This window comes from Enterobacter cloacae complex sp. HYC003_NIDB, assembly GCF_056673375.1.
The window spans coordinates 232301-250372 of sequence record NZ_CP114221.1 but is presented as its reverse complement, the minus strand read 5'-3'; the positions used below and the strand labels follow the sequence as shown (position 1 = coordinate 250372).

At 47.8% G+C, this 18072-nt stretch carries 22 protein-coding genes and 3 pseudogenes; 14 read left to right on the top strand and 11 right to left on the bottom strand.

Annotation, left to right across the window (positions count from 1 at the left end; all coding sequences use genetic code 11):
• Positions 1 to 12: 12 nt before the first annotated feature.
• Entirely contained in the window at positions 13 to 216 is a 204-nt protein-coding gene (locus O1722_RS24860) for a hypothetical protein (protein WP_000121164.1), read from the top strand.
• A 63-nt stretch (positions 217 to 279) separates the two neighbouring features.
• Here O1722_RS24860 and O1722_RS24855 read toward each other — a convergent pair whose 3' ends face one another.
• The 3 genes from O1722_RS24855 to rcnR all read right to left on the bottom strand — a co-directional run bounded on the left by O1722_RS24855 (position 280) and on the right by rcnR (position 3038).
• A complete protein-coding gene (locus O1722_RS24855; RefSeq protein ID WP_001371952.1) occupies positions 280 to 1485 on the bottom strand; it encodes a coiled-coil domain-containing protein in 1206 nt (401 codons plus the stop codon).
• The gene (locus tag O1722_RS24850) at positions 1482 to 2300 is read right to left on the bottom strand and encodes a DUF4942 domain-containing protein (RefSeq protein ID WP_000193207.1); all 819 of its coding nucleotides are present in this window, start codon (positions 2298 to 2300) and stop codon (positions 1482 to 1484) included. The genes O1722_RS24855 and O1722_RS24850 overlap by 4 nt, the downstream gene beginning before the upstream one ends.
• Positions 2301 to 2765: 465 nt before the next feature.
• Entirely contained in the window at positions 2766 to 3038 is a 273-nt protein-coding gene (gene rcnR, locus O1722_RS24845; protein ID WP_000019951.1) for a Ni(II)/Co(II)-binding transcriptional repressor RcnR, read from the bottom strand.
• Between the two features lie 122 nt (positions 3039 to 3160).
• Here rcnR and O1722_RS24840 point away from each other — a divergent pair, with 122 nt between their 5' ends.
• A complete protein-coding gene (locus O1722_RS24840) occupies positions 3161 to 4276 on the top strand; it encodes a nickel/cobalt efflux protein RcnA (RefSeq protein ID WP_001572377.1) in 1116 nt (371 codons plus the stop codon).
• A 257-nt stretch (positions 4277 to 4533) separates the two neighbouring features.
• On the opposite strand, the gene O1722_RS24835 is transcribed toward O1722_RS24840, so the two are convergent.
• On the bottom strand, positions 4534 to 4968 hold the full coding sequence (locus O1722_RS24835) for a hypothetical protein (protein ID WP_000723070.1): 435 nt from the start codon (positions 4966 to 4968) through the stop codon (positions 4534 to 4536).
• A gap of 217 nt (positions 4969 to 5185) precedes the next feature.
• A complete protein-coding gene (pcoS, locus tag O1722_RS24830) occupies positions 5186 to 6532 on the bottom strand; it encodes a copper resistance membrane spanning protein PcoS (protein ID WP_004248839.1) in 1347 nt (448 codons plus the stop codon).
• 38 nt (positions 6533 to 6570) lie between these two features.
• On the opposite strand from pcoS, the gene O1722_RS24825 reads away from it, so the two are divergent.
• The 4 genes from O1722_RS24825 to O1722_RS24810 all read left to right on the top strand — a co-directional run bounded on the left by O1722_RS24825 (position 6571) and on the right by O1722_RS24810 (position 10770).
• Entirely contained in the window at positions 6571 to 7539 is a 969-nt protein-coding gene (locus tag O1722_RS24825; RefSeq protein WP_072196614.1) for an IS5-like element IS903B family transposase, read from the top strand.
• Positions 7540 to 7727: 188 nt separating this feature from the next.
• Positions 7728 to 9347, top strand: a complete 1620-nt coding sequence (locus O1722_RS24820; RefSeq protein WP_001572373.1) for a phosphoethanolamine--lipid A transferase MCR-9.1 — start codon at positions 7728 to 7730, stop codon at positions 9345 to 9347.
• Between the two features lie 76 nt (positions 9348 to 9423).
• Positions 9424 to 9900: a WbuC family cupin fold metalloprotein gene (locus O1722_RS24815; RefSeq protein WP_001572372.1), complete on the top strand. Its 477-nt coding sequence runs from the start codon at positions 9424 to 9426 to the stop codon at positions 9898 to 9900.
• A gap of 165 nt (positions 9901 to 10065) precedes the next feature.
• Positions 10066 to 10770, top strand: coding sequence for an IS6-like element IS26 family transposase (locus tag O1722_RS24810; protein WP_001067855.1), 705 nt, complete (start codon positions 10066 to 10068; stop codon positions 10768 to 10770).
• 33 nt (positions 10771 to 10803) lie between these two features.
• On the opposite strand, the gene O1722_RS24805 is transcribed toward O1722_RS24810, so the two are convergent.
• The 3 genes from O1722_RS24805 to O1722_RS24795 are packed head-to-tail and all read right to left on the bottom strand — an operon-like array spanning position 10804 to position 12065.
• The gene (locus O1722_RS24805) at positions 10804 to 11028 is read right to left on the bottom strand and encodes a conjugal transfer protein TraM (protein WP_148839772.1); all 225 of its coding nucleotides are present in this window, start codon (positions 11026 to 11028) and stop codon (positions 10804 to 10806) included.
• A gap of 9 nt (positions 11029 to 11037) precedes the next feature.
• On the bottom strand, positions 11038 to 11319 hold the full coding sequence (gene korA / locus O1722_RS24800) for a transcriptional repressor KorA (protein ID WP_016338364.1): 282 nt from the start codon (positions 11317 to 11319) through the stop codon (positions 11038 to 11040).
• Between the two features lie 8 nt (positions 11320 to 11327).
• A complete protein-coding gene (locus tag O1722_RS24795; protein WP_013279384.1) occupies positions 11328 to 12065 on the bottom strand; it encodes a lytic transglycosylase domain-containing protein in 738 nt (245 codons plus the stop codon).
• A 108-nt stretch (positions 12066 to 12173) separates the two neighbouring features.
• Here O1722_RS24795 and O1722_RS24790 point away from each other — a divergent pair, with 108 nt between their 5' ends.
• The 6 genes from O1722_RS24790 (at position 12174) to O1722_RS24765 (ending at position 14405) form a co-directional block, all read left to right on the top strand.
• Positions 12174 to 12479, top strand: coding sequence for an H-NS family nucleoid-associated regulatory protein (locus tag O1722_RS24790; protein WP_012561154.1), 306 nt, complete (start codon positions 12174 to 12176; stop codon positions 12477 to 12479).
• A gap of 15 nt (positions 12480 to 12494) precedes the next feature.
• Positions 12495 to 12839: a hypothetical protein gene (locus tag O1722_RS24785; protein WP_012561155.1), complete on the top strand. Its 345-nt coding sequence runs from the start codon at positions 12495 to 12497 to the stop codon at positions 12837 to 12839.
• Positions 12836 to 13150, top strand: a complete 315-nt coding sequence (locus tag O1722_RS24780) for a TrbM/KikA/MpfK family conjugal transfer protein (protein WP_016338363.1) — start codon at positions 12836 to 12838, stop codon at positions 13148 to 13150. The genes O1722_RS24785 and O1722_RS24780 overlap by 4 nt, the downstream gene beginning before the upstream one ends.
• Before the next feature lie 113 nt (positions 13151 to 13263).
• Positions 13264 to 13497: a hypothetical protein gene (locus tag O1722_RS24775; RefSeq protein ID WP_012561157.1), complete on the top strand. Its 234-nt coding sequence runs from the start codon at positions 13264 to 13266 to the stop codon at positions 13495 to 13497.
• Positions 13498 to 13552: 55 nt separating this feature from the next.
• Positions 13553 to 14194 carry a restriction endonuclease gene (locus O1722_RS24770; protein ID WP_012561158.1) on the top strand — a complete coding sequence of 214 codons (642 nt, stop codon included), beginning with the start codon at positions 13553 to 13555 and terminating at the stop codon, positions 14192 to 14194.
• A gap of 4 nt (positions 14195 to 14198) precedes the next feature.
• On the top strand, positions 14199 to 14405 hold the full coding sequence (locus O1722_RS24765; RefSeq protein WP_001749967.1) for a hypothetical protein: 207 nt from the start codon (positions 14199 to 14201) through the stop codon (positions 14403 to 14405).
• 10 nt (positions 14406 to 14415) lie between these two features.
• Here O1722_RS24765 and O1722_RS24760 read toward each other — a convergent pair.
• Positions 14416 to 14688: pseudogene (locus tag O1722_RS24760) on the bottom strand (IS1 family transposase); the annotation flags it as partial.
• Between the two features lie 98 nt (positions 14689 to 14786).
• Here O1722_RS24760 and O1722_RS24755 point away from each other — a divergent pair.
• The gene (locus tag O1722_RS24755; protein ID WP_001288432.1) at positions 14787 to 16220 is read left to right on the top strand and encodes a DNA cytosine methyltransferase; all 1434 of its coding nucleotides are present in this window, start codon (positions 14787 to 14789) and stop codon (positions 16218 to 16220) included.
• 33 nt (positions 16221 to 16253) lie between these two features.
• Here the strand turns inward: O1722_RS24755 and O1722_RS24750 are convergent, their stop codons facing one another.
• Positions 16254 to 17462: a type II restriction endonuclease gene (locus O1722_RS24750; protein WP_001749969.1), complete on the bottom strand. Its 1209-nt coding sequence runs from the start codon at positions 17460 to 17462 to the stop codon at positions 16254 to 16256.
• Between the two features lie 61 nt (positions 17463 to 17523).
• On the opposite strand from O1722_RS24750, the pseudogene O1722_RS24745 reads away from it, so the two are divergent.
• Positions 17524 to 17589, top strand: a pseudogene (locus O1722_RS24745) (EAL domain-containing protein); the annotation flags it as partial.
• Positions 17590 to 17728: 139 nt separating this feature from the next.
• On the opposite strand, the pseudogene O1722_RS24740 reads toward O1722_RS24745, so the two are convergent.
• Positions 17729 to 18070: pseudogene (locus O1722_RS24740) on the bottom strand (IS6-like element IS6100 family transposase); the annotation flags it as partial.
• Positions 18071 to 18072 lie beyond the last annotated feature (2 nt).

Below are 18072 nucleotides of genomic sequence, written 5' to 3'. Positions count from 1 at the left end.
AATGGAGAAAAAATGTCATACATGCTTTCACTAAGCGAACAGACAAAACTGAACGCTTTCCTGTCAGGGATCCTTGATGATTACAAGACTGGGGTTATCACTCAGATACAAGCTGTTGGTAAAATCGGTAACGTGTTTTCTGCACTGGAAAGTGGAGACTCAAAAAAGGTAGTGCATTTGTTGACTGAAGGACGAAAACTCCTGCGGACGGGCTGAATGTCCGCAGAAGGTCTACTGTGCCAGGGGATGCAGAGAAGTCTATCAACCTGGCTTCATTTATCATGATGTTTTTCTACTACGCGGCTGTTTTGACTTTCCAGTACCTCCCCCTGCCATTGCACCAGTCAATGTATCAATGGTGCCTTTCAGGGATTCTGAGATTGTTTTCTCTGCCTCCAGGGTAGCTTCCAGCTTCATTACTTTGGACTGGAGCGTTTTTAATTCACTGCTTTGTTCAGCCACTTCCGCTTCATAGCCCTGGCTGACCAAAGTTACTTTTTTCAGGTCGGCGCTCAGCGACTCGTTTAGTTTATGGAGTTCAGTAAGCTCGGCATTCACCGCCACCAGGTCACCCTCCTTCCCGGACAGTGCACTTTTCAGCTCAGCACAGAGGTTCTGTGCAGCAATCAATTCCTGTTCAAACCTGTCCCTCTCTGCCTTTGTATCTGACACAGTCTGACTTAACTGGTCGCATTGTCTGGAAAGACCGGCATTATCAGAACGCTGAGTGTTGATCTCTTCGTTCAGCTTTTTTTGATATTCAAGGTGACCAGCGATCTCTGTTTTACGTTCAGCCAGTTGCTGGGAGAGTGAGTCATTTGACTGCTGTGCGAGGCTTAATTCATGCCGTGTGCTATCTAACTGGTGATGGCAGGTTTCGAGTTCTGCTTCGGCAACATTCAGCCTTGTTTCTAACTCCTTGACGGTACTGTCCCGGATCTCTAATCGACCCTGTAGCGCCTGATTCTCAAGTTTCAGCTCATCCATATCGGTAGCGCTTTGCTCAAGCCGCTGTAAAAGCTGCGTTACCTCCTCCTCCAGCTGCATGCTACGTGCTTCAGCTTTTTTAACACTATCACTCTGTATTGCGGTATAGCTTCTACGGTAGTGCCAGGTGATGTACGAGATAATATCGCCGAGTGCAACCTTCACCTCATCGGGTATATCCAGGTAACGGGCCTCTTCAGGAACCTCTTTAACATACTTCTGGTACTCAGCGAACATCTCCTGTGACCTTGCAAACGAGCCGCCAACAGCGTTTCTGAGCCAGTGAACTTTGAAGCTCAGATCGATATTTTCCGGGTTAATTTTTTTCTCTTCGCACAGACGTTCGATTGCATTGAAGTAATCGATCATCGCAATAGATGAGTACCTTGAACGACCCATTTCCTTTGATTTTTCTGTGGATTCGCTGCGGATGTCATTCTGCACCTCTGGCGAGGTAGCATCGTTCAGGCTTTTTTCTTTATCGTTTTCGATCATCATTTTTTTCCTGCGGCCGGAAGCTGGTTTGCAAAATATATGCTGATAAGATCGTTCAGAGCATTCAGAAGCGAGATACTGTCGATACAAATATGAACGTTTCCATTCTCAAACAGGCGACACCGCCAGCCATTCTCATCGCAGACCTCGCCTGTGAAATCTGTATTTCTCATGGCCGTCAGCCTGTCGACCATACTCAGCCCACCGCCGGTTGCAGGTGTTGGAGTATCAGAACAGATGCATACAATATTCTCAAAGTCGCGTAAACAAAAGTGATTGTCCTGCGAGAAACCGTTGTACCTCAGTACGTTCACACCAGGAAAAATCCCCCGAAGAACAAGCTTTTTCGGCATTGTATATTGCCGTGCATTGCTTTTAAAACTTCGGTCAAGCTTGTTGAGAACATCAACGAAACCTTCTGCAAGCGTGTCTCGTCTGTTAGCCAGTGCATGCTGTAATGTTCCCTTAACAATCTCCAGGGAAGCGACGGGCGGATCCGTACGTAGGGATTCGTTAAAGGCTTCTTTTTGCTTATGGTTCCAGTACCGGTCCATACCTATTTCTTCAAAGAGCCTTTTCCACGTTTTACGGTCAATTTCCTTACGCCCCTCCTCGATGGTGCGATCCAGTGACGACGGAAGACCAAATGCGTTGGGCTGCATAATTCTGCTGGTGAAGAGAGAGAGACCGCACAGTTCCGACGCTTCCGAGATTAACCGCATCCCTTCTTCGAATTTCTGCATGGCCATATCCCGGGCGCTGATGAGCTGCCCTGTCCGGCTCGCCGGTACTGGCTCAGAACCCTGGTTTTGAGTCATTTTACACTCCATTTTGGTATGTCAGAACATTTTGATTTGAGCAAAGGTAGGTGTACACAGACATTAAAGTTGTCTCCTTTAACATGAAAAAGACTTTAAAGTTGTCTACTTCTTCAGATAGACCTACTTAACAGGATACTAAGTAGGTCATCTCCTTTCTCGCGTAGCATCTCTCGACGTTCACAGCAGAGGACACGTTTCAAAATGTCATCCAAAATTTTTTTCCATTATCTGACGTTGGGTGATTTTGATGGTCAGCGAGTAGAGGCTTTAACAATGTGGGTTGCCCTGAGCAAAGTAAGGGAAGTAGATGTACCAGAAATGTACGCGTTGCCTTGCATGAAGGGGGGCATCTTAAAGCTCATTGATTAAACAAACTCACTATGCCGCTACAAACAGCCCAAAACCGTCACTTGATAACGTGTTATTTAGATAAATTAATGCTCAGGGCTTTTAGCCAAACTGTCACTTGATGTAAGAATCCAGAACCTTCAGCACAACGTCCAGGTCTTCTTCTCGTTTCTGTTCTTCACTTTCATGAACAATATGTTCAGTCAAATGTCCTTTAATCACTTCACGCAATAAACCATTCACGGCACCACGTATGGCGGCTATTTGTTGCAGTACAGCGGCACATTCGTGAGGTTCATCAAGCATTTTTTTCAGCGCAGCAACCTGCCCCTGGATCTTGCTTGTACGTGCTTTCAGTTTTTGTTTATCGCGGATGGTATGTGACATGTGGGCTCTCACTCTCCTGGATATTTTATGTAACTATACCAGCGTTATTCTACTGGGGGGTAGTATATTTTACTGGGGGGGAGTAGAATCCGGCCTACACTTAATAACCAAGAATGATTCTCATGAACGAATTTACGACACTTCTTCAGCAAGGCAACGCATGGTTTTTCATCCCCAGCGCCATTCTGCTTGGCGCGCTTCATGGACTGGAGCCCGGGCACTCCAAAACAATGATGGCAGCATTCATCATTGCTATAAAAGGCACCGTACGTCAGGCCGTGATGCTGGGTGTCGCGGCAACATTGTCGCACACTGCAGTCGTATGGCTGATTGCTTTTGGAGGGATGTATATCAGTAATAAATTTACCGCAGAATCAGCCGAACCCTGGCTACAGATGGTCTCTTCAGTGATCATCCTTGGTACGGCTTTTTGGATGTTCTGGCGAACCTGGAGCGGTGAGAAAAACTGGCTGGAGGGAATGCAGGAGAATGAACATCATCACCATGACGAAACAAGGTTGATCGATACTGGCCATGGAAAAGTTGAACTGTCCATTTTTGAAGAAGGACAACTTCCCCACTGGCGGCTACGCACTCTTAGTGGCCAAAGATGGGCTTCTGAAGATATCTCATTAACCACACTTCGGGAAAACAGTACGATCTCTCAGACTTTTGAATTTGTTGATCATGGTGATTATCTGGAGTCAACATCTCCCATCCCTGAGCCTCACAGTTTCAACGTACGTCTGTCTCTGGGACATCGTGGTCATGTCCATGACTATGATGTGGCGTTCGCTGAACACGACCATGACCATGACCACTCTGAGCTTGATGGGCTGGATGTGAATTCGAAAGAGTATCAGGACGCTCACGAACTGGCTCATGCCAATGACATAAAACGCCGCTTCGACGGGAAAGAAGTAACCAACGGGCAAATCCTGATATTTGGACTGACAGGAGGGCTTATCCCTTGCCCGGCAGCTATAACTGTATTGTTGATCTGCCTTCAGCTTAAAGCGCTTACGCTGGGTGCCACACTGGTTGTTTGTTTCAGTATCGGCCTGGCATTGACCCTCGTAACGGTTGGAGTGGGTGCGGCGATCAGCGTTCGTCAGGTCGCCAAACGCTGGAGTGGCTTCAATACCATCGCCAGAAGAGCCCCCTATATTTCAAGCGCCCTGATTGCTGCTGTTGGGATTTACATGGGTATACATGGCTGGAATGGGCTGGTGCATTAACACCGGTACTGATGACACACACTCTGGGTACTTACAAAGTACATCCTAAGCGCCACCGTTGAGGTTATGAGCAGAAAAACCCGGAATATAAAGCTGCTCTTTCCGGGACTTGTTGCTGAGGCAGGGATTAAGTAACTGATTAAATCCATTCCCATAAGACTCAATGATAAATGAAAGAATAAAAAAAACGCTCCCGGACGGGAGCGTAAGCCAGTGACTTCGGCGTCAAATGAGGGTCTAACAAGTGGAGCTGCGGGTTAATTCTGGGTGATCTGGCTGCGATGCTTTTCAGCCTGCTGCTGATGAATAACGGAAGACTGACCATTATTCGCCTTCTCGTGCACAACAGCGGCTTTTTCATGCTCGTTCATTTCTGAAAATGACGTTGCTGATTCGTTGGTGGCCCCTGGTTTGCCTTTCATCATTTTTTTATGCATCTCCGCCATGTCCTGGTGGGCAGAAGCGTTGCCGTTTTGCATCATTTCATGGGACATTGCAGCCTGATCGTGTCCGCTCATATCCATCATTGTCATACTGTCTCCCTGAACAGCGCTTTTTTCAGAGGTTGACTGCATCTGATGGGCGGGTGCCTGGGCATTATTTACCTGGTCATGCATGTTCATTGTCTCTGCAGCCATGGCGGATGAAGCGACAGCCATAATGGCAACAAATGATACAAGGATCTTTTTCATGGTTGGGTCTCCGGTGTTTTCATACCCAAACAATCAACGGCTTATAACAGAGAAAGCATTTGATCTCAGGGCGGGTTATTCATCACTCCAGGAACCAGGCGATTGCGTTATCACTCTGCTCCTGATTTATGTATGATTATAAAAAACCGCCTCTGTTTATCGCGTGACTGAATGATGACAATTTTGTCACCTTCCAGGTTTCTCCTGAAGAACGGGATTAATCCATTAACAGGCGCACACTGAACACAATTTCCCGCCCCTGCTGTTCTGCTGACAGCTCGCCGCCATGAGCATGAATGATCGACCTTGTAATTGATAATCCCAGCCCCGCGCCTTCCGTGTTGTGGACCCTTGATGAATCAGCTCGATAGAACCGATCAAACAAACGTTCCAGATTAGCGGGAACCTGGCCGGACATCGTATTCGTAATCATCACGTTCACACAGTCACTGTCACGCTCAAGGTGTATCGCTGTACAGGTGTTATCGGGAGAATACTTGATTGCATTGGAAAGCAGGTTACTGAAAGCACGTCGCAGCATATCGCTGTCTCCGGCAACAACGCCCTCTCCTTCAACGGTGATTGTCTTTCCTGTTTCGTCTGCCAGAGGCTCGAACAGCTCACGTAATTCATTCAGTTCGGCGGCCAGATCCACATCATGTTTATCCAGCTGCAGCAGACCATGCTCTGAACGTGCCAGAAAAAGCATATCACTGGTCATTCGTGACAACCTTTTCAGTTCTTCCAGGTAAGCGAATAAGATTTCGCGGTAATGCGAAACATCCCTTTCCTTAGCCAGTGCAAACTGCGTCTGCATCATCAGATTACTGACCGCTGTGCGCAGCTCATGCGCGATGTCAGACGAGAAATCTGACAGTTTCCGGAATGACCCCTCCAGGCGATCGAACATGTTATTGAACTCCTGCATGGTCTCAGAAATTTCCGGCGGAGCCAAATCGGGATTAAGACGCTGATCCAGGCTGTGTACGGTCATGGAGGAAGCCAGACTGGTCATTTCCCGTAGCGGTTTCAGACCAATACGTGTGGTCAGCCAGCCCAGAAAAACAGAAATAAAGACCAGACCGATATTGAACCAGAACAGCCAGGTACTGAGCTTATCCATAAACAGGGTGTGATACCCAGTATCCGTGGCAACCGTAATGATGACATGTTTGCTTTTACCCTGTTCCGGCGTCACGGCAACCCGCCGCGAGATACTGCGGTACACGGTGTTATTTTCTTCCGTCTGGATCATATAGTCGAGAATATCACCCGACTTATTAAGCAGGACCGCTGGAACAACAGAATTTTTGGCATAGAGTTCAACAATTTTTTCATTTTCCATGTTTTTTATAGAAATGAATAAACCATTGTGCCCTACCATCGCATCGTTTATTTTTTCTGATAATGACTTAATATCCGTTTTGTTCCGGAACGTCTCTGTTTTAAGAAACTCTTCGGTGAGCTGAAGTTTACCTGTCAGAAAATCGCGGTCCTGATTATCGAAATAGCCATTAAGGGTGCTAATCAGGATAAAACTTGATAACCACCATACCGTAAGCATCACCGCGGCTTTGTTGAATAAATCGAACTTTTGCTGAGTTGAAGGATCAGATCACGCATCTTCCCGACAACGCAGACCGTTCCGTGGCAAAGCAAAAGTTCAAAATCACCAACTGGCCCACCTACAATAAAGCCCTCATCAACCGTGGCTCCATAACTTTCTGGCTGGATGATGAAGCTATTCAGGCCTGGTATGAGTCGGCAGCGCCTTCTTCACGAGGCAGACCTCAGCGCTATTCTGACCTTGCCATCACGACTGTGCTGGTCATTAAACGCGTATTCAGGCTGACCCTGCGCGCTGCGCAGGGCTTTATTGATTCCATTTTTTCTCTGATGAACGTTCCGCTACGCTGCCCGGATTACAGCTGTGTCAGCAGGCGGGCAAAGTCGGTTAATGTCAGTTTCAAAACGCCCACCCGGGGTGAAATCGCACACCTGGTAATTGATTCCACCGGGCTGAAGGTCTTCGGTGAAGGCGAGTGGAAAGTCAAAAAGCATGGCCAGGAACGCCGCCGTATCTGGCGTAAGCTGCATCTCGCCGTTGACAGTAAAACACATGAAATCATCTGCGCTGACCTGTCGCTGAACAACGTTACGGACTCAGAGGCCTTCCCCGGGTTAATCCGGCAAACCCACCGGAAAATCAGGTCAGCCGCCGCCGATGGCGCTTACGATACCCGGCTATGTCACGATGAACTGCGGCATAAGAAAATCAGCGCGCTTATCCCTCCCCGAAAAGGTGCGGGTTACTGGCCCGGTGAATATGCAGACCGTAACCGTGCAGTGGCTAATCAGCGAATGACCGGGAGTAATGCGCGGTGGAAATGGACAACAGATTACAACCGTCGCTCGATAGCGGAAACGGCGATGTACCGGGTAAAACAGCTGTTCGGGGGTTCACTGACGCTGCGTGACTACGATGGTCAGGTTGCGGAGGCTATGGCCCTGGTACGAGCGCTGAACAAAATGACGAAAGCAGGTATGCCTGAAAGCGTGCGTATTGCCTGAAAACACAACCCGCTACGGGGGAGACTTACCCGAAATCTGATTTATTCAACAAAGCCTCGTTAAGGTTAACCTAAGATTTCAGAATGATAATCTCTGCTTTGCAGCGAATAAGGCAATCATAATATTAGATTGAATTGTTGTAATTATCATCAATGTTTTTACTGGTTTACTATTTTCCGGAGGTGTTAATGCCTGTACTTTTCAGGGTGAAAGTTATTCCGCTGGTTTTACTTCTGGCAATGATCTTTGCGTTTTTACTTAACTGGCCAATATTGCTGCATTTTTACGAGATTTTGTCGCATTTAGAGCATGTCAAAATTGGTTTTGTCATTTCTATTCCCTTTGTTCTGGTTGCGGCGCTTAACGTTGTTTTTATGCCTTTCTCAGTTCGTTTTCTGCTGAAACCTTTCTTTGCTTTACTGTTTATCACTGGCTCACTGGTCAGTTATTCGACACTAAAATATAAAGTAATGTTTGATCAAACGATGATTCAAAACATTATTGAAACTAACCCCCAGGAAGCGCATTCCTATCTTAATGGCTCAATTATTATATGGTTCGTCTTTACCGGTATCCTTCCTGCCATCCTCCTTTTTTCAATAAAAATTCAATATCCTGAAAAATGGTATAAAGGCATTGCTTACCGTTTGCTCTCCGTGCTGGCATCGTTGAGTTTGATTGCAGGTGTTGCCGCACTTTATTATCAGGATTATGCCTCTGTCGGCCGCAATAACTCGACATTGAATAAAGAGATCATCCCGGCGAACTACGCTTACAGCACTTTCCAGTATGTTAAGGATACGTACTTTACGACTAAAGTGCCTTTCCAGACGCTGGGGAATGATGCTAAACGCGTCGTCGCTCACGAAAAACCCACGCTGATGTTCCTGGTGATTGGCGAAACGGCACGCAGCCAGAATTTCTCGATGAACGGTTATTCGCGTGATACCAATGCCTTTACCAGCAAATCCGGCGGCGTTATTTCGTTTAAAAATATGCATTCCTGCGGTACCGCTACCGCAATATCCGTTCCGTGCATGTTCTCGAATATGAATCGCACCGAGTACGACAGTAAAAAAGCATCTAACAGTGAAAATTTCCTCGACATCGTGCAGAAAACCGGTGTCTCGCTGTTATGGAAAGAGAACGATGGCGGTTGTAAAGGCGTATGTAGCCGCATCCCGACTGTCGAAATTAAGCCTAGTGATAACCCGAAACTGTGCGATGGCAAAACGTGCCATGACGAGGTGATGCTGGAAAACCTTGATGATGAAATCGCCAAAATGCCAGGTGATAAGCTTGTCGCCTTCCATATCATTGGCAGCCATGGACCGACTTATTACCTGCGTTATCCGGCTGAGCATCGCCACTTCATGCCCGAATGTGCACGTAGCGATATCGAAAACTGTACTCAGGAACAATTGGTCAACACCTACGACAACACCCTTCGTTATACAGACTATGTATTAGCTGAGATGATTGAAAAGCTAAAAAATTACAGCGATCAGTACAACACCGTGCTGCTTTATGTGTCCGATCATGGTGAATCATTGGGCGAAAGCGGGCTATATCTGCACGGCACGCCGTACAAACTGGCACCGGATCAGCAGACGCATATTCCGATGCAGGTCTGGATGTCACCGGGCTTTATCGCCGGGAAACACATCAACATGTCTTGCCTTGAAAATAATGCGGCGAAAAAATCATATTCCCACGACAACCTGTTCTCATCGATTTTGGGGCTGTGGGACGTAAGCACCAGCGTCTATAATCCTGACCGCGATTTGTTCCGCGAATGCCGTGGCTAATCGATTGTTAGTATAACAAAAAGCCTTACGGCAACCTGGTTGCCGTAAGCTGCAAGAATGCAATAAGGCTTATAATATGAAACAACTTACTTTCAACGACCTACGCAAGCAAAGCGCACAAGCCGCAAATTCCCCCCGCTTACGTGCCCATCATAATTTCCACCCTGAATTGAGCGACCCGGTGCAGCGTCTGGCTATTGCTATGGAACCGGGAACTTATGTTCGCCCTCATCGCCACCCGCATACTTTTGAACTGCTGACATCCCTTACCGGTCGCTTTTTGGTATTGAACTTTGATGACCTGGGTAACCTGACCCAGCGCGTCGTGTTAGGTGAGGACTGTAAAGTGCTGGAGATGGATGCAGGCACCTGGCATACCGTATTGTCACTGGATGAAGGCGGCGTTATTTTTGAGGTAAAACACGGTAGGTACCAGCCTGTTGCTGATCAAGATGCCGCCCCATGGGCCCCCGCCGAAAACGAGCCGGGAACTGCAGAGCTGATGAAATGGTACACACAGGCGCAAGTAGGTGATGGCGGATATCCGCGGTAATTAATGCGTTGCACGGAGTGCCATTCTCTCCTTCGCGCCAACTTCAAAGGCTAAGACGCTTCCTCCCAAATCACCTACTCGTAAACCTGTGGCAAGAGTAGAGGCACTGTTGCAAATAGTCGGTGGTGATAAACTTATCATCCCCTTTTGCTGATGGAGCTGCACATGAACCCATTCAAAGGCCGGCATTTTCAGCGTGACATCATTCTGTGGGCCGTACGCTGGTACTGCAAATACGGCATCAGTTACCGTGAGCTGCAGGAGATGCTGGCTGAACGCGGAGTGAATGTCGATCACTCCACGATTTACCGCTGGGTTCAGCGTTATGCGCCTGAAATGGAAAAACGGCTGCGCTGGTACTGGCGTAACCCTTCCGATCTTTGCCCGTGGCACATGGATGAAACCTACGTGAAGGTCAATGGCCGCTGGGCGTATCTGTACCGGGCCGTCGACAGCCGGGGCCGCACTGTCGATTTTTATCTCTCCTCCCGTCGTAACAGCAAAGCTGCATACCGGTTTCTGGGTAAAATCCTCAACAACGTGAAGAAGTGGCAGATCCCGCGATTCATCAACACGGATAAAGCGCCCGCCTATGGTCGCGCGCTTGCTCTGCTCAAACGCGAAGGCCGGTGCCCGTCTGACGTTGAACACCGACAGATTAAGTACCGGAACAACGTGATTGAATGCGATCATGGCAAACTGAAACGGATAATCGGCGCCACGCTGGGATTTAAATCCATGAAGACGGCTTACGCCACCATCAAAGGTATTGAGGTGATGCGTGCACTACGCAAAGGCCAGGCCTCAGCATTTTATTATGGTGATCCCCTGGGCGAAATGCGCCTGGTAAGCAGAGTTTTTGAAATGTAAGGCCTTTGAATAAGACAAAAGGCTGCCTCATCGCTAACTTTGCAACAGTGCCGGGATTACGTGAAGCATCCACATAAAGCAACTAACCATGATCGCAATAGCACAACCAATTGGAATCCATGTGCTCAACCACGTCTGGATTGATGTAGCGGTTGATTCACCAGTATCGGTGCCAGCGGCCAGCGCAATTTGCGGCAGGGCAATGGACAAAACGCCCATAACTACCGCAGGGCCATACTTCTTAAACAACGTGGTCATACTTTCTCCTTACTCACTATCTTCTGTTGATTGCAGATTTAACCGGCATTCTTCAACGCCACACTTATCTTTCAAAAACTCTGCCAGTAGCCTTAAATCAGCCCAGGTTCGTAGTTCATGCTCTTTGTTAACCCGAATGGAACATGCGATCTGGCCCAACTGTTCATCGTCTATCTGAAAAACGGGATACCACGTCTTTAATGAAACCCGTTTTATCGTTACCTCCTTCACTTTTCCTGTTTCAAATAGCTCCAGGATCTGTGATTGCAATACAAGGTACAAACGTTCCATCCATAACCTCACTCCCCCTTCGCTGTTTCCTGTTTGGTTAAAAAGGCATCCGTATTATTTCGGCTGAAGGCATCGCCATCACCCGAACCAAAAACATCTTGTTCACCGTCATACTGCGTGGCCGTACTTTTTGCCTGCTGAGGCTCAGTCGCGGTGCTGTCCTCACTGGTCTGGCCATCAGGTAGCAGCGTAGGGATTTTCAAATCAGTTGATTGACGCGCCACGTTGATAACTTTCGTGACATACCCGTTAGAAATCCCGTTTATGAGTGAGCCGGTGTTGTAGCAGGAAAGCGCGTGTCTCAGCGCAACCTGCCCGGCTGGATAGGATTTCAGGGCGCTATCATAACAGGCTTTAAGGATGGTCTGGCTCGCCCGCAGGTTGATGCAGGGCTTGAAAATATCGTCAACCGAAAGACCCAGGCCCACTAAATTATTTGAGTTAATTTGTGCAAGGCCCATATCAAAACTTTTATTATCCTTCAGCAGAACTTTCGAAACGCTGACGGCCTCAGCTTCAGTACGTGGTTGCTGTTTTAACTGGGTACTACCACCGTTAATATTGATCCTGTACGGCCCATTTGAGGACTCATGGCCGACGATGTACGCCATTGTTAAGGGTGAAACATCAGGCGCACATCTCTGCGCAAGCCTGGCAACTTCATCTGAGGCAGGCGCAGCACTGGCACGGCCAGCACAAGCAAGGCAGGCCAGAGCGAGAACCAGAAGTTTTGGATGTTTACTCATTTACGTTTCACCGCGTAATTGTAATTTCGACGACTTATGTTTATGATAAGGGCTAATGAGATCGTGTCAAGAAGAAACGAAAAGAAAACCTCTGAAGGAAGGAAGGTAATGCTGGTTCCCCTGAAATCAGAAAAACGCCCCAAAGGTGAACCCATGTATCGTGACCCGGATAACCCTTTTAATACGTGGACTGGTATAGGGAAGCGCCCGGCCTGGCTAACTGCAAAATTGGACGCTGGCATTAGCCTGGAAGCCATGAAAATGCAGGGCGTTGCCAACCCCAGAGAACATAGACAAGTAAAATACCGCGACCCCAGGAACGCAGAAAATACCTGGTCCGGGACTGGCCGCCGACCAACATGGCTCAAAGAGCTGCTTGATAGTGGTTTATCACTTGATGATCTAAAGATATAACCGGAGAGTATAAAAATGGGCGATGTTATTGATTTTGCGGAAAAGCAAAAAGGCAGAAGGAAGAAAAAGGCATTTTCCATTCCGCCCATTTTAAGAAAATTCCGAGTCCATGCTATCAGGTTACTCGCCAGCATCATCAAATCCGGCTCTTATTCAGTTGCTTATATCGTTAAGAAAATTACAGGAAAGTTAATCAAGTTGTTCGCAATGTTAACGATTTTCGTTTTTATTGTCGAATATATCGCAGGCGATATAGGTTACAAATCTATTTATAACTCTGCGTTATTATTAATATTACTTACCGTTATCAACATTCTGGCGGGTGTATATCTGAACAAACTGTTAAGGACAAAACAATGAAGAAACTCTTAATCCCTCTGATAGCAGCTGGTAGTCTGCTTTATCTTCCTGCCAGCCATGCTGAAGATCCCTGCAAAGTTATTATGTGCATGGCGGGCAAGCTCACCGGCGATAGCGGCGGAAGCGAGTGTAACAGTGCTGAAGCTGCTTTCTTCAATATCGTTAAAAAGAACAAGCACGGCTTTTTACCCAACCACACGAGGGATGCCAGGAAGGCTTTTCTTAATGAATGCCCGGATAATGGCGAAGGTGGAAGTAACCAGTCGATGATAAGCCAGATCATAAGTAAATACGGGAAAGTTCGCTTATAGGCGGGCTAGGAATAATCTCAATTTAAGGAGCCAACGTGAAAAAAATTATATTAAGTGCATTAGCCTGTACAGCTCTCTTAACTGGTTGCGTCAGCCAAGATAAAGGTAATGCGATGCAGAGCCAGATGAATAACCAGCAACGCCAGATTAACGAATTATCCGTTCGTTTGCAGTCTGCGGAGTCCCGGCTATCAAAGCAGGAAGAAAAGCTGCGCAACGAACTGCTGCAATCCAGCGGCTATTGCTATCTGAATGGCGCCCGCTACTCGACCGGCACCGTACTTTACGGGCGGATTTGCCAAAATCAGTCAGGCAGCGCTTCGTGGCAGGTTTACAGCCGTCGCTAAACACCAGGGCGGTTTAACCGCCCTTTTCTTTACCCACAGAAAGCACACTATCACCATGTTCCCCTTCCCCACTACAGAAAACCTTATTCTATGGGCTTGCAGCGCCATCGCACTGTTTGCCGTTGTATTCTTCCGGCGTTCAGTACGCAACCGACGACACAAAAGGAAGCAGCAAAGTGCGCGGCGGGTGCTGGAGCGCATAAAGACGTTGCCGGGCTTCCCACAAAAAATTAACTACCTGAGGAAAATTGATCCTTTTGTGTTTGAAGAACTGTTGCTGGAAGGATTTGAAGCGCATGGCTTCAGAACCATCAGAAACAAACGCTATACCGGCGATGGAGGCATTGACGGCCAGGTAATAATAGGAAAATATCGCTATCTTATTCAGGCTAAACGCTATCGCGGCCATATTGCTTTACAGCACGTACAGGAGTTCGAGAAGTTGCTTAAACGTCATAACTGTCGCGGTCTGTTTTGCCATACCGGGAAAACCGGCGCAGGTTCAAAATCTGTCAGTATTGCCAGTGAACGGATGGAGATTATCAGCGGCCAGCGCCTGATAGATTTGCTCACGCCCGGCAGCTCCTTCACTATCGCAACCGCCCCGCAGACGATGATGAAGCGTACCGCAGCAACACTAGAAACGAGCACCATTGTTAAAGATGCCGGTAAAGAAAATCGATACCATGAGAGTTAATTAAATGAAGTCAGTAACTATAGAAGCAAAAACATTTGCTGAAATGTTAGGAATAACAGAAGGTGAATTAATCTTTGCCATTAAGAAAACTGGCACATTCAAAAACAAGACCATCCCACAACCTCATGAGCCACATAAATCAAATAATAGATTTTTATATTCAGACGTAATGAGGTTTATAGAATCACTAAAAGACAAAGAGAACCGGTAATGACTCCAACTTACTGATAGTGTTTTATGTTCAGATAATGCCCGATGACCTTGTCATGCAGCTCCACCGATTTTGAGAACGACAGTGACTTCCGTCCCAGCCTTGCCAGATGTTGTCTCAGATTCAGGTTATGTCGCTCAATGCGCTGAGTGTAACGCTTGCTGATAACGTGCAGCTTTCCCTTCAGGCGGGATTCATACAGCGGCCAGCCATCCGTCATCCATACCACGACCTCAAAGGCCGACAGCAGGCCCAGAAGACGCTCCAGCGTGGCCAACGTGCGTTACCTAACAATAAACCTGTTTAAATATCCAGATAAAAACATTCAATCTGGGTCAAATGAGTGATACAGTTTCACCCATAAGACCCAATGGAGGCAATATGTCTGAATTTGAATTACTGGCGCAGGATCTGCTTGAGAAAGCAGAAGCGGAAGAACAACTGCGACAGGAAAATGATAAAAAGCTGCTCGGGCAGGTGCTGGAAATCTATGACCAGAAGTACGTGGCTGAACTGCTTAGAAAAGTTGGTAAAAATGAGTGGAGTCGCGAGACTCTTAATCGCTGGATTAATGGTAAGTGCTCACCTAAGACGCTGACGTTAGCCGAAGAGGAACTTCTACGAAAAATGCTTCCGGAAGCGCCTGCACATCACCCTGACTATGCCTTCCGGTTTATTGACCTGTTTGCTGGGATTGGAGGTATACGGAAGGGCTTCGAAACCATCGGTGGCCAGTGCGTTTTTACCAGTGAATGGAATAAAGAGGCTGTGCGCACATATAAAGCTAACTGGTTTAACGATGCTCAGGAACACACTTTCAATCTCGATATTCGGGAAGTCACGCTCAGTGATAAACCTGAAGTACCTGAAAACGATGCCTATGCTTACATTAATGAGCATGTGCCGGATCATGATGTACTTCTAGCAGGTTTCCCCTGTCAACCGTTCAGCCTTGCGGGCGTAAGCAAGAAAAACTCGCTCGGGCGCGCGCATGGTTTCGAATGTGAGGCTCAGGGAACGCTTTTCTTCGATGTGGCGCGTATTATACGCGCAAAAAAACCTGCCATCTTTGTTCTTGAAAACGTTAAAAACCTGAAGAGCCATGACAAGGGTAAAACCTTTAAAGTCATCATGGATACCCTCGACGAACTGGGCTATGAAGTTGCGGATGCAGCTGAGATGGGCAAAAACGATCCTAAAGTTATCGACGGAAAGCACTTTTTACCTCAGCACCGAGAACGTATCGTTTTGGTCGGTTTCCGTCGTGATCTGAACATTCACCAGGGCTTTACCCTGCGCGATATTAGTCGTTTTTATCCGGAACAGCGTCCGTCATTTGGCGAACTGCTGGAACCCGTGGTTGACAGCAAATATATACTGACGCCGAAACTCTGGGAGTATCTCTATAACTACGCCAAAAAGCACGCAGCTAAGGGTAACGGATTCGGTTTTGGCCTCGTTAATCCTGAAAATAAAGAAAGCATTGCCCGTACGCTTTCTGCTCGCTATCACAAAGACGGGTCTGAAATTCTGATAGACCGTGGCTGGGATATGGCCACAGGTGAAACAGACTTCGCGAACGAAGAAAATCAGGCGCATCGGCCCCGCAGGCTGACTCCACGAGAGTGCGCGCGCCTTATGGGTTTTGAAAAAGTAGATGGCAGGCCTTTTCGCATTCCTGTGTCAGACACTCAGTCGTACAGGCAGTTCGGTAACTCCGTAGTGGTGCCCGTGTTTGAAGCCGTAGCCAAACTGCTTGAACCTTATATCCTGAAAGCGGTTAATGCCGATTCGTGCAAGGTTGAACGAATCTGATCGCTCCTCCCGGTATTTATGCCGGGAGATAATCTATGGAATATCTGCGTAAAGCCCTGTCAGCTCAGCAATAAACGCACCTAGCGTCATTAGCTCAGCTCTCACCGCCTCCGGGTATTTTTTGTGCAGCGATGATGGCACGACCAATCTGACACCCGACTCCCGCATCTCCCGATATTGAGCCAGAGAAACTCCCTCTTGGAGTGTAAACAGATGCACCTGATGAATTTTATCGGCCTCATTCAGTATCTGACGCCAGCGATCCTTACAGGTAGTCTTGACTGCCAGCATGCGCAGATTTTCTACGGGAAACTCAGTATCGTGGTAAGCCCCTGCGGAAGGGAAAAGGAAATCGGGTTTTTTATTACCTTCTGTGATGGCCTGCGTCGCAAAGTGTCGCAGGCCGTGCTCAATGAATAGATGCTCCAGGTGCAGTTCCAGAGACTTCCCGGCTCTGGATTTACGGCGATTGCTGACAGAATTGGCCAGCGCAATAAATTCATCCACAGAGCCAAATCCTTTCCGGATGATATCCAGAACATGCAGTTCCTCAACCAATAGAAATATGTCGTACTCCACGCGCCGGCGGTCAAGAAGTTGCTCATCCGGATCAAGGGAATTTTTCACATAATGGCTGGCTGCATACTGAATAATTTCACTTCCCGACGGAAAGCGCAGGTGCCAGTCTTCAGGTAGAATATATTTATGATTTACTGGCGCTTGCTGTAGAGATAGTCCGCCTAGAATCTGTCCTGCGGGGCCGGATATAAGCGCTCCGGGTATAACTTCACCAATAGCGGTCTCAATGACGTCCTCTTCATCAGTGCTGGCGCATACCCAAATATTTACTTCCTTACAGTCCCCCCCTTGCTCATCAAGCTTGAAAGCCAGGAGCGTCAGAGCCCCTGTATTTTCAGGATCCTGAAGTGGGCTGCCTCTACCCCAGCGGGTAATCCTTTTTTCATTCCGGGTTTTACCAAAATGACGGCTGTTATAATAAATTGCCCTGGCTTCGCTGTCAGGGCAATCATGCGATGACACATGTGCGGTGAGAAAAACCGAAGGGTTCAGTTCACGGGTATGGTTGATAGACGGAAAGAGTTTTTCAACGATACCTGAAGGGATATAAAGCCCTACCTGGTGACCACCTGTTGCGCCGGTATCGTTGGCGGAAAGGCGTTTGATGTAGACGAAGTAATTCTCACATGCGATCTCAAGTAGCCAGTTGTGGAAAACCGACATAAGCATCCCCTGTTACCCTGAAACTCTACTCACCATTTTTTCATGATTATATACAAACAGTGTCATTTTCAGAAGACGACTGCACCAGTTGATTGGGCGTAATGGCTGTTGTGCAGCCAGCTCCTGACAGTTCAATATCAGAAGTGATCTGCACCAATCTCGACTATGCTCAATACTCGTGTGCACCAAAGCGAGGTGAGCATGGCGACGGAGGCTCTGTTGCAAAGATTGGCGGCAGTCAGAGGTAGGCTGTCGCTCTGCGCCGATCAGGCGGCTGCTGCGAAATGGTGGTTGAGCATGCCCATGGCCTCCGTCAGCGCCGAGGGCCCAATGCCAAAAGCTCTCTCCACAAGGCGCACCTCGCCCCTGATGCCGGGCTGCAGGCACCAGGGGCGAGCCTGTCCTTTGCGCAGGGCTCGCATGACTTCGAATCCCTTGATCGTGGCATAGGCCGTGGGGATCGATTTGAAACCGCGCACCGGCTTGATCAGTATCTTGAGCTTTCCGTGATCGGCCTCGATCACGTTATTGAGATACTTCACCTGCCGGTGGGCCGTCTCCCGGTCCAGCTTTCCTTCGCGCTTCAATTCGGTGATCGCTGCACCATAGG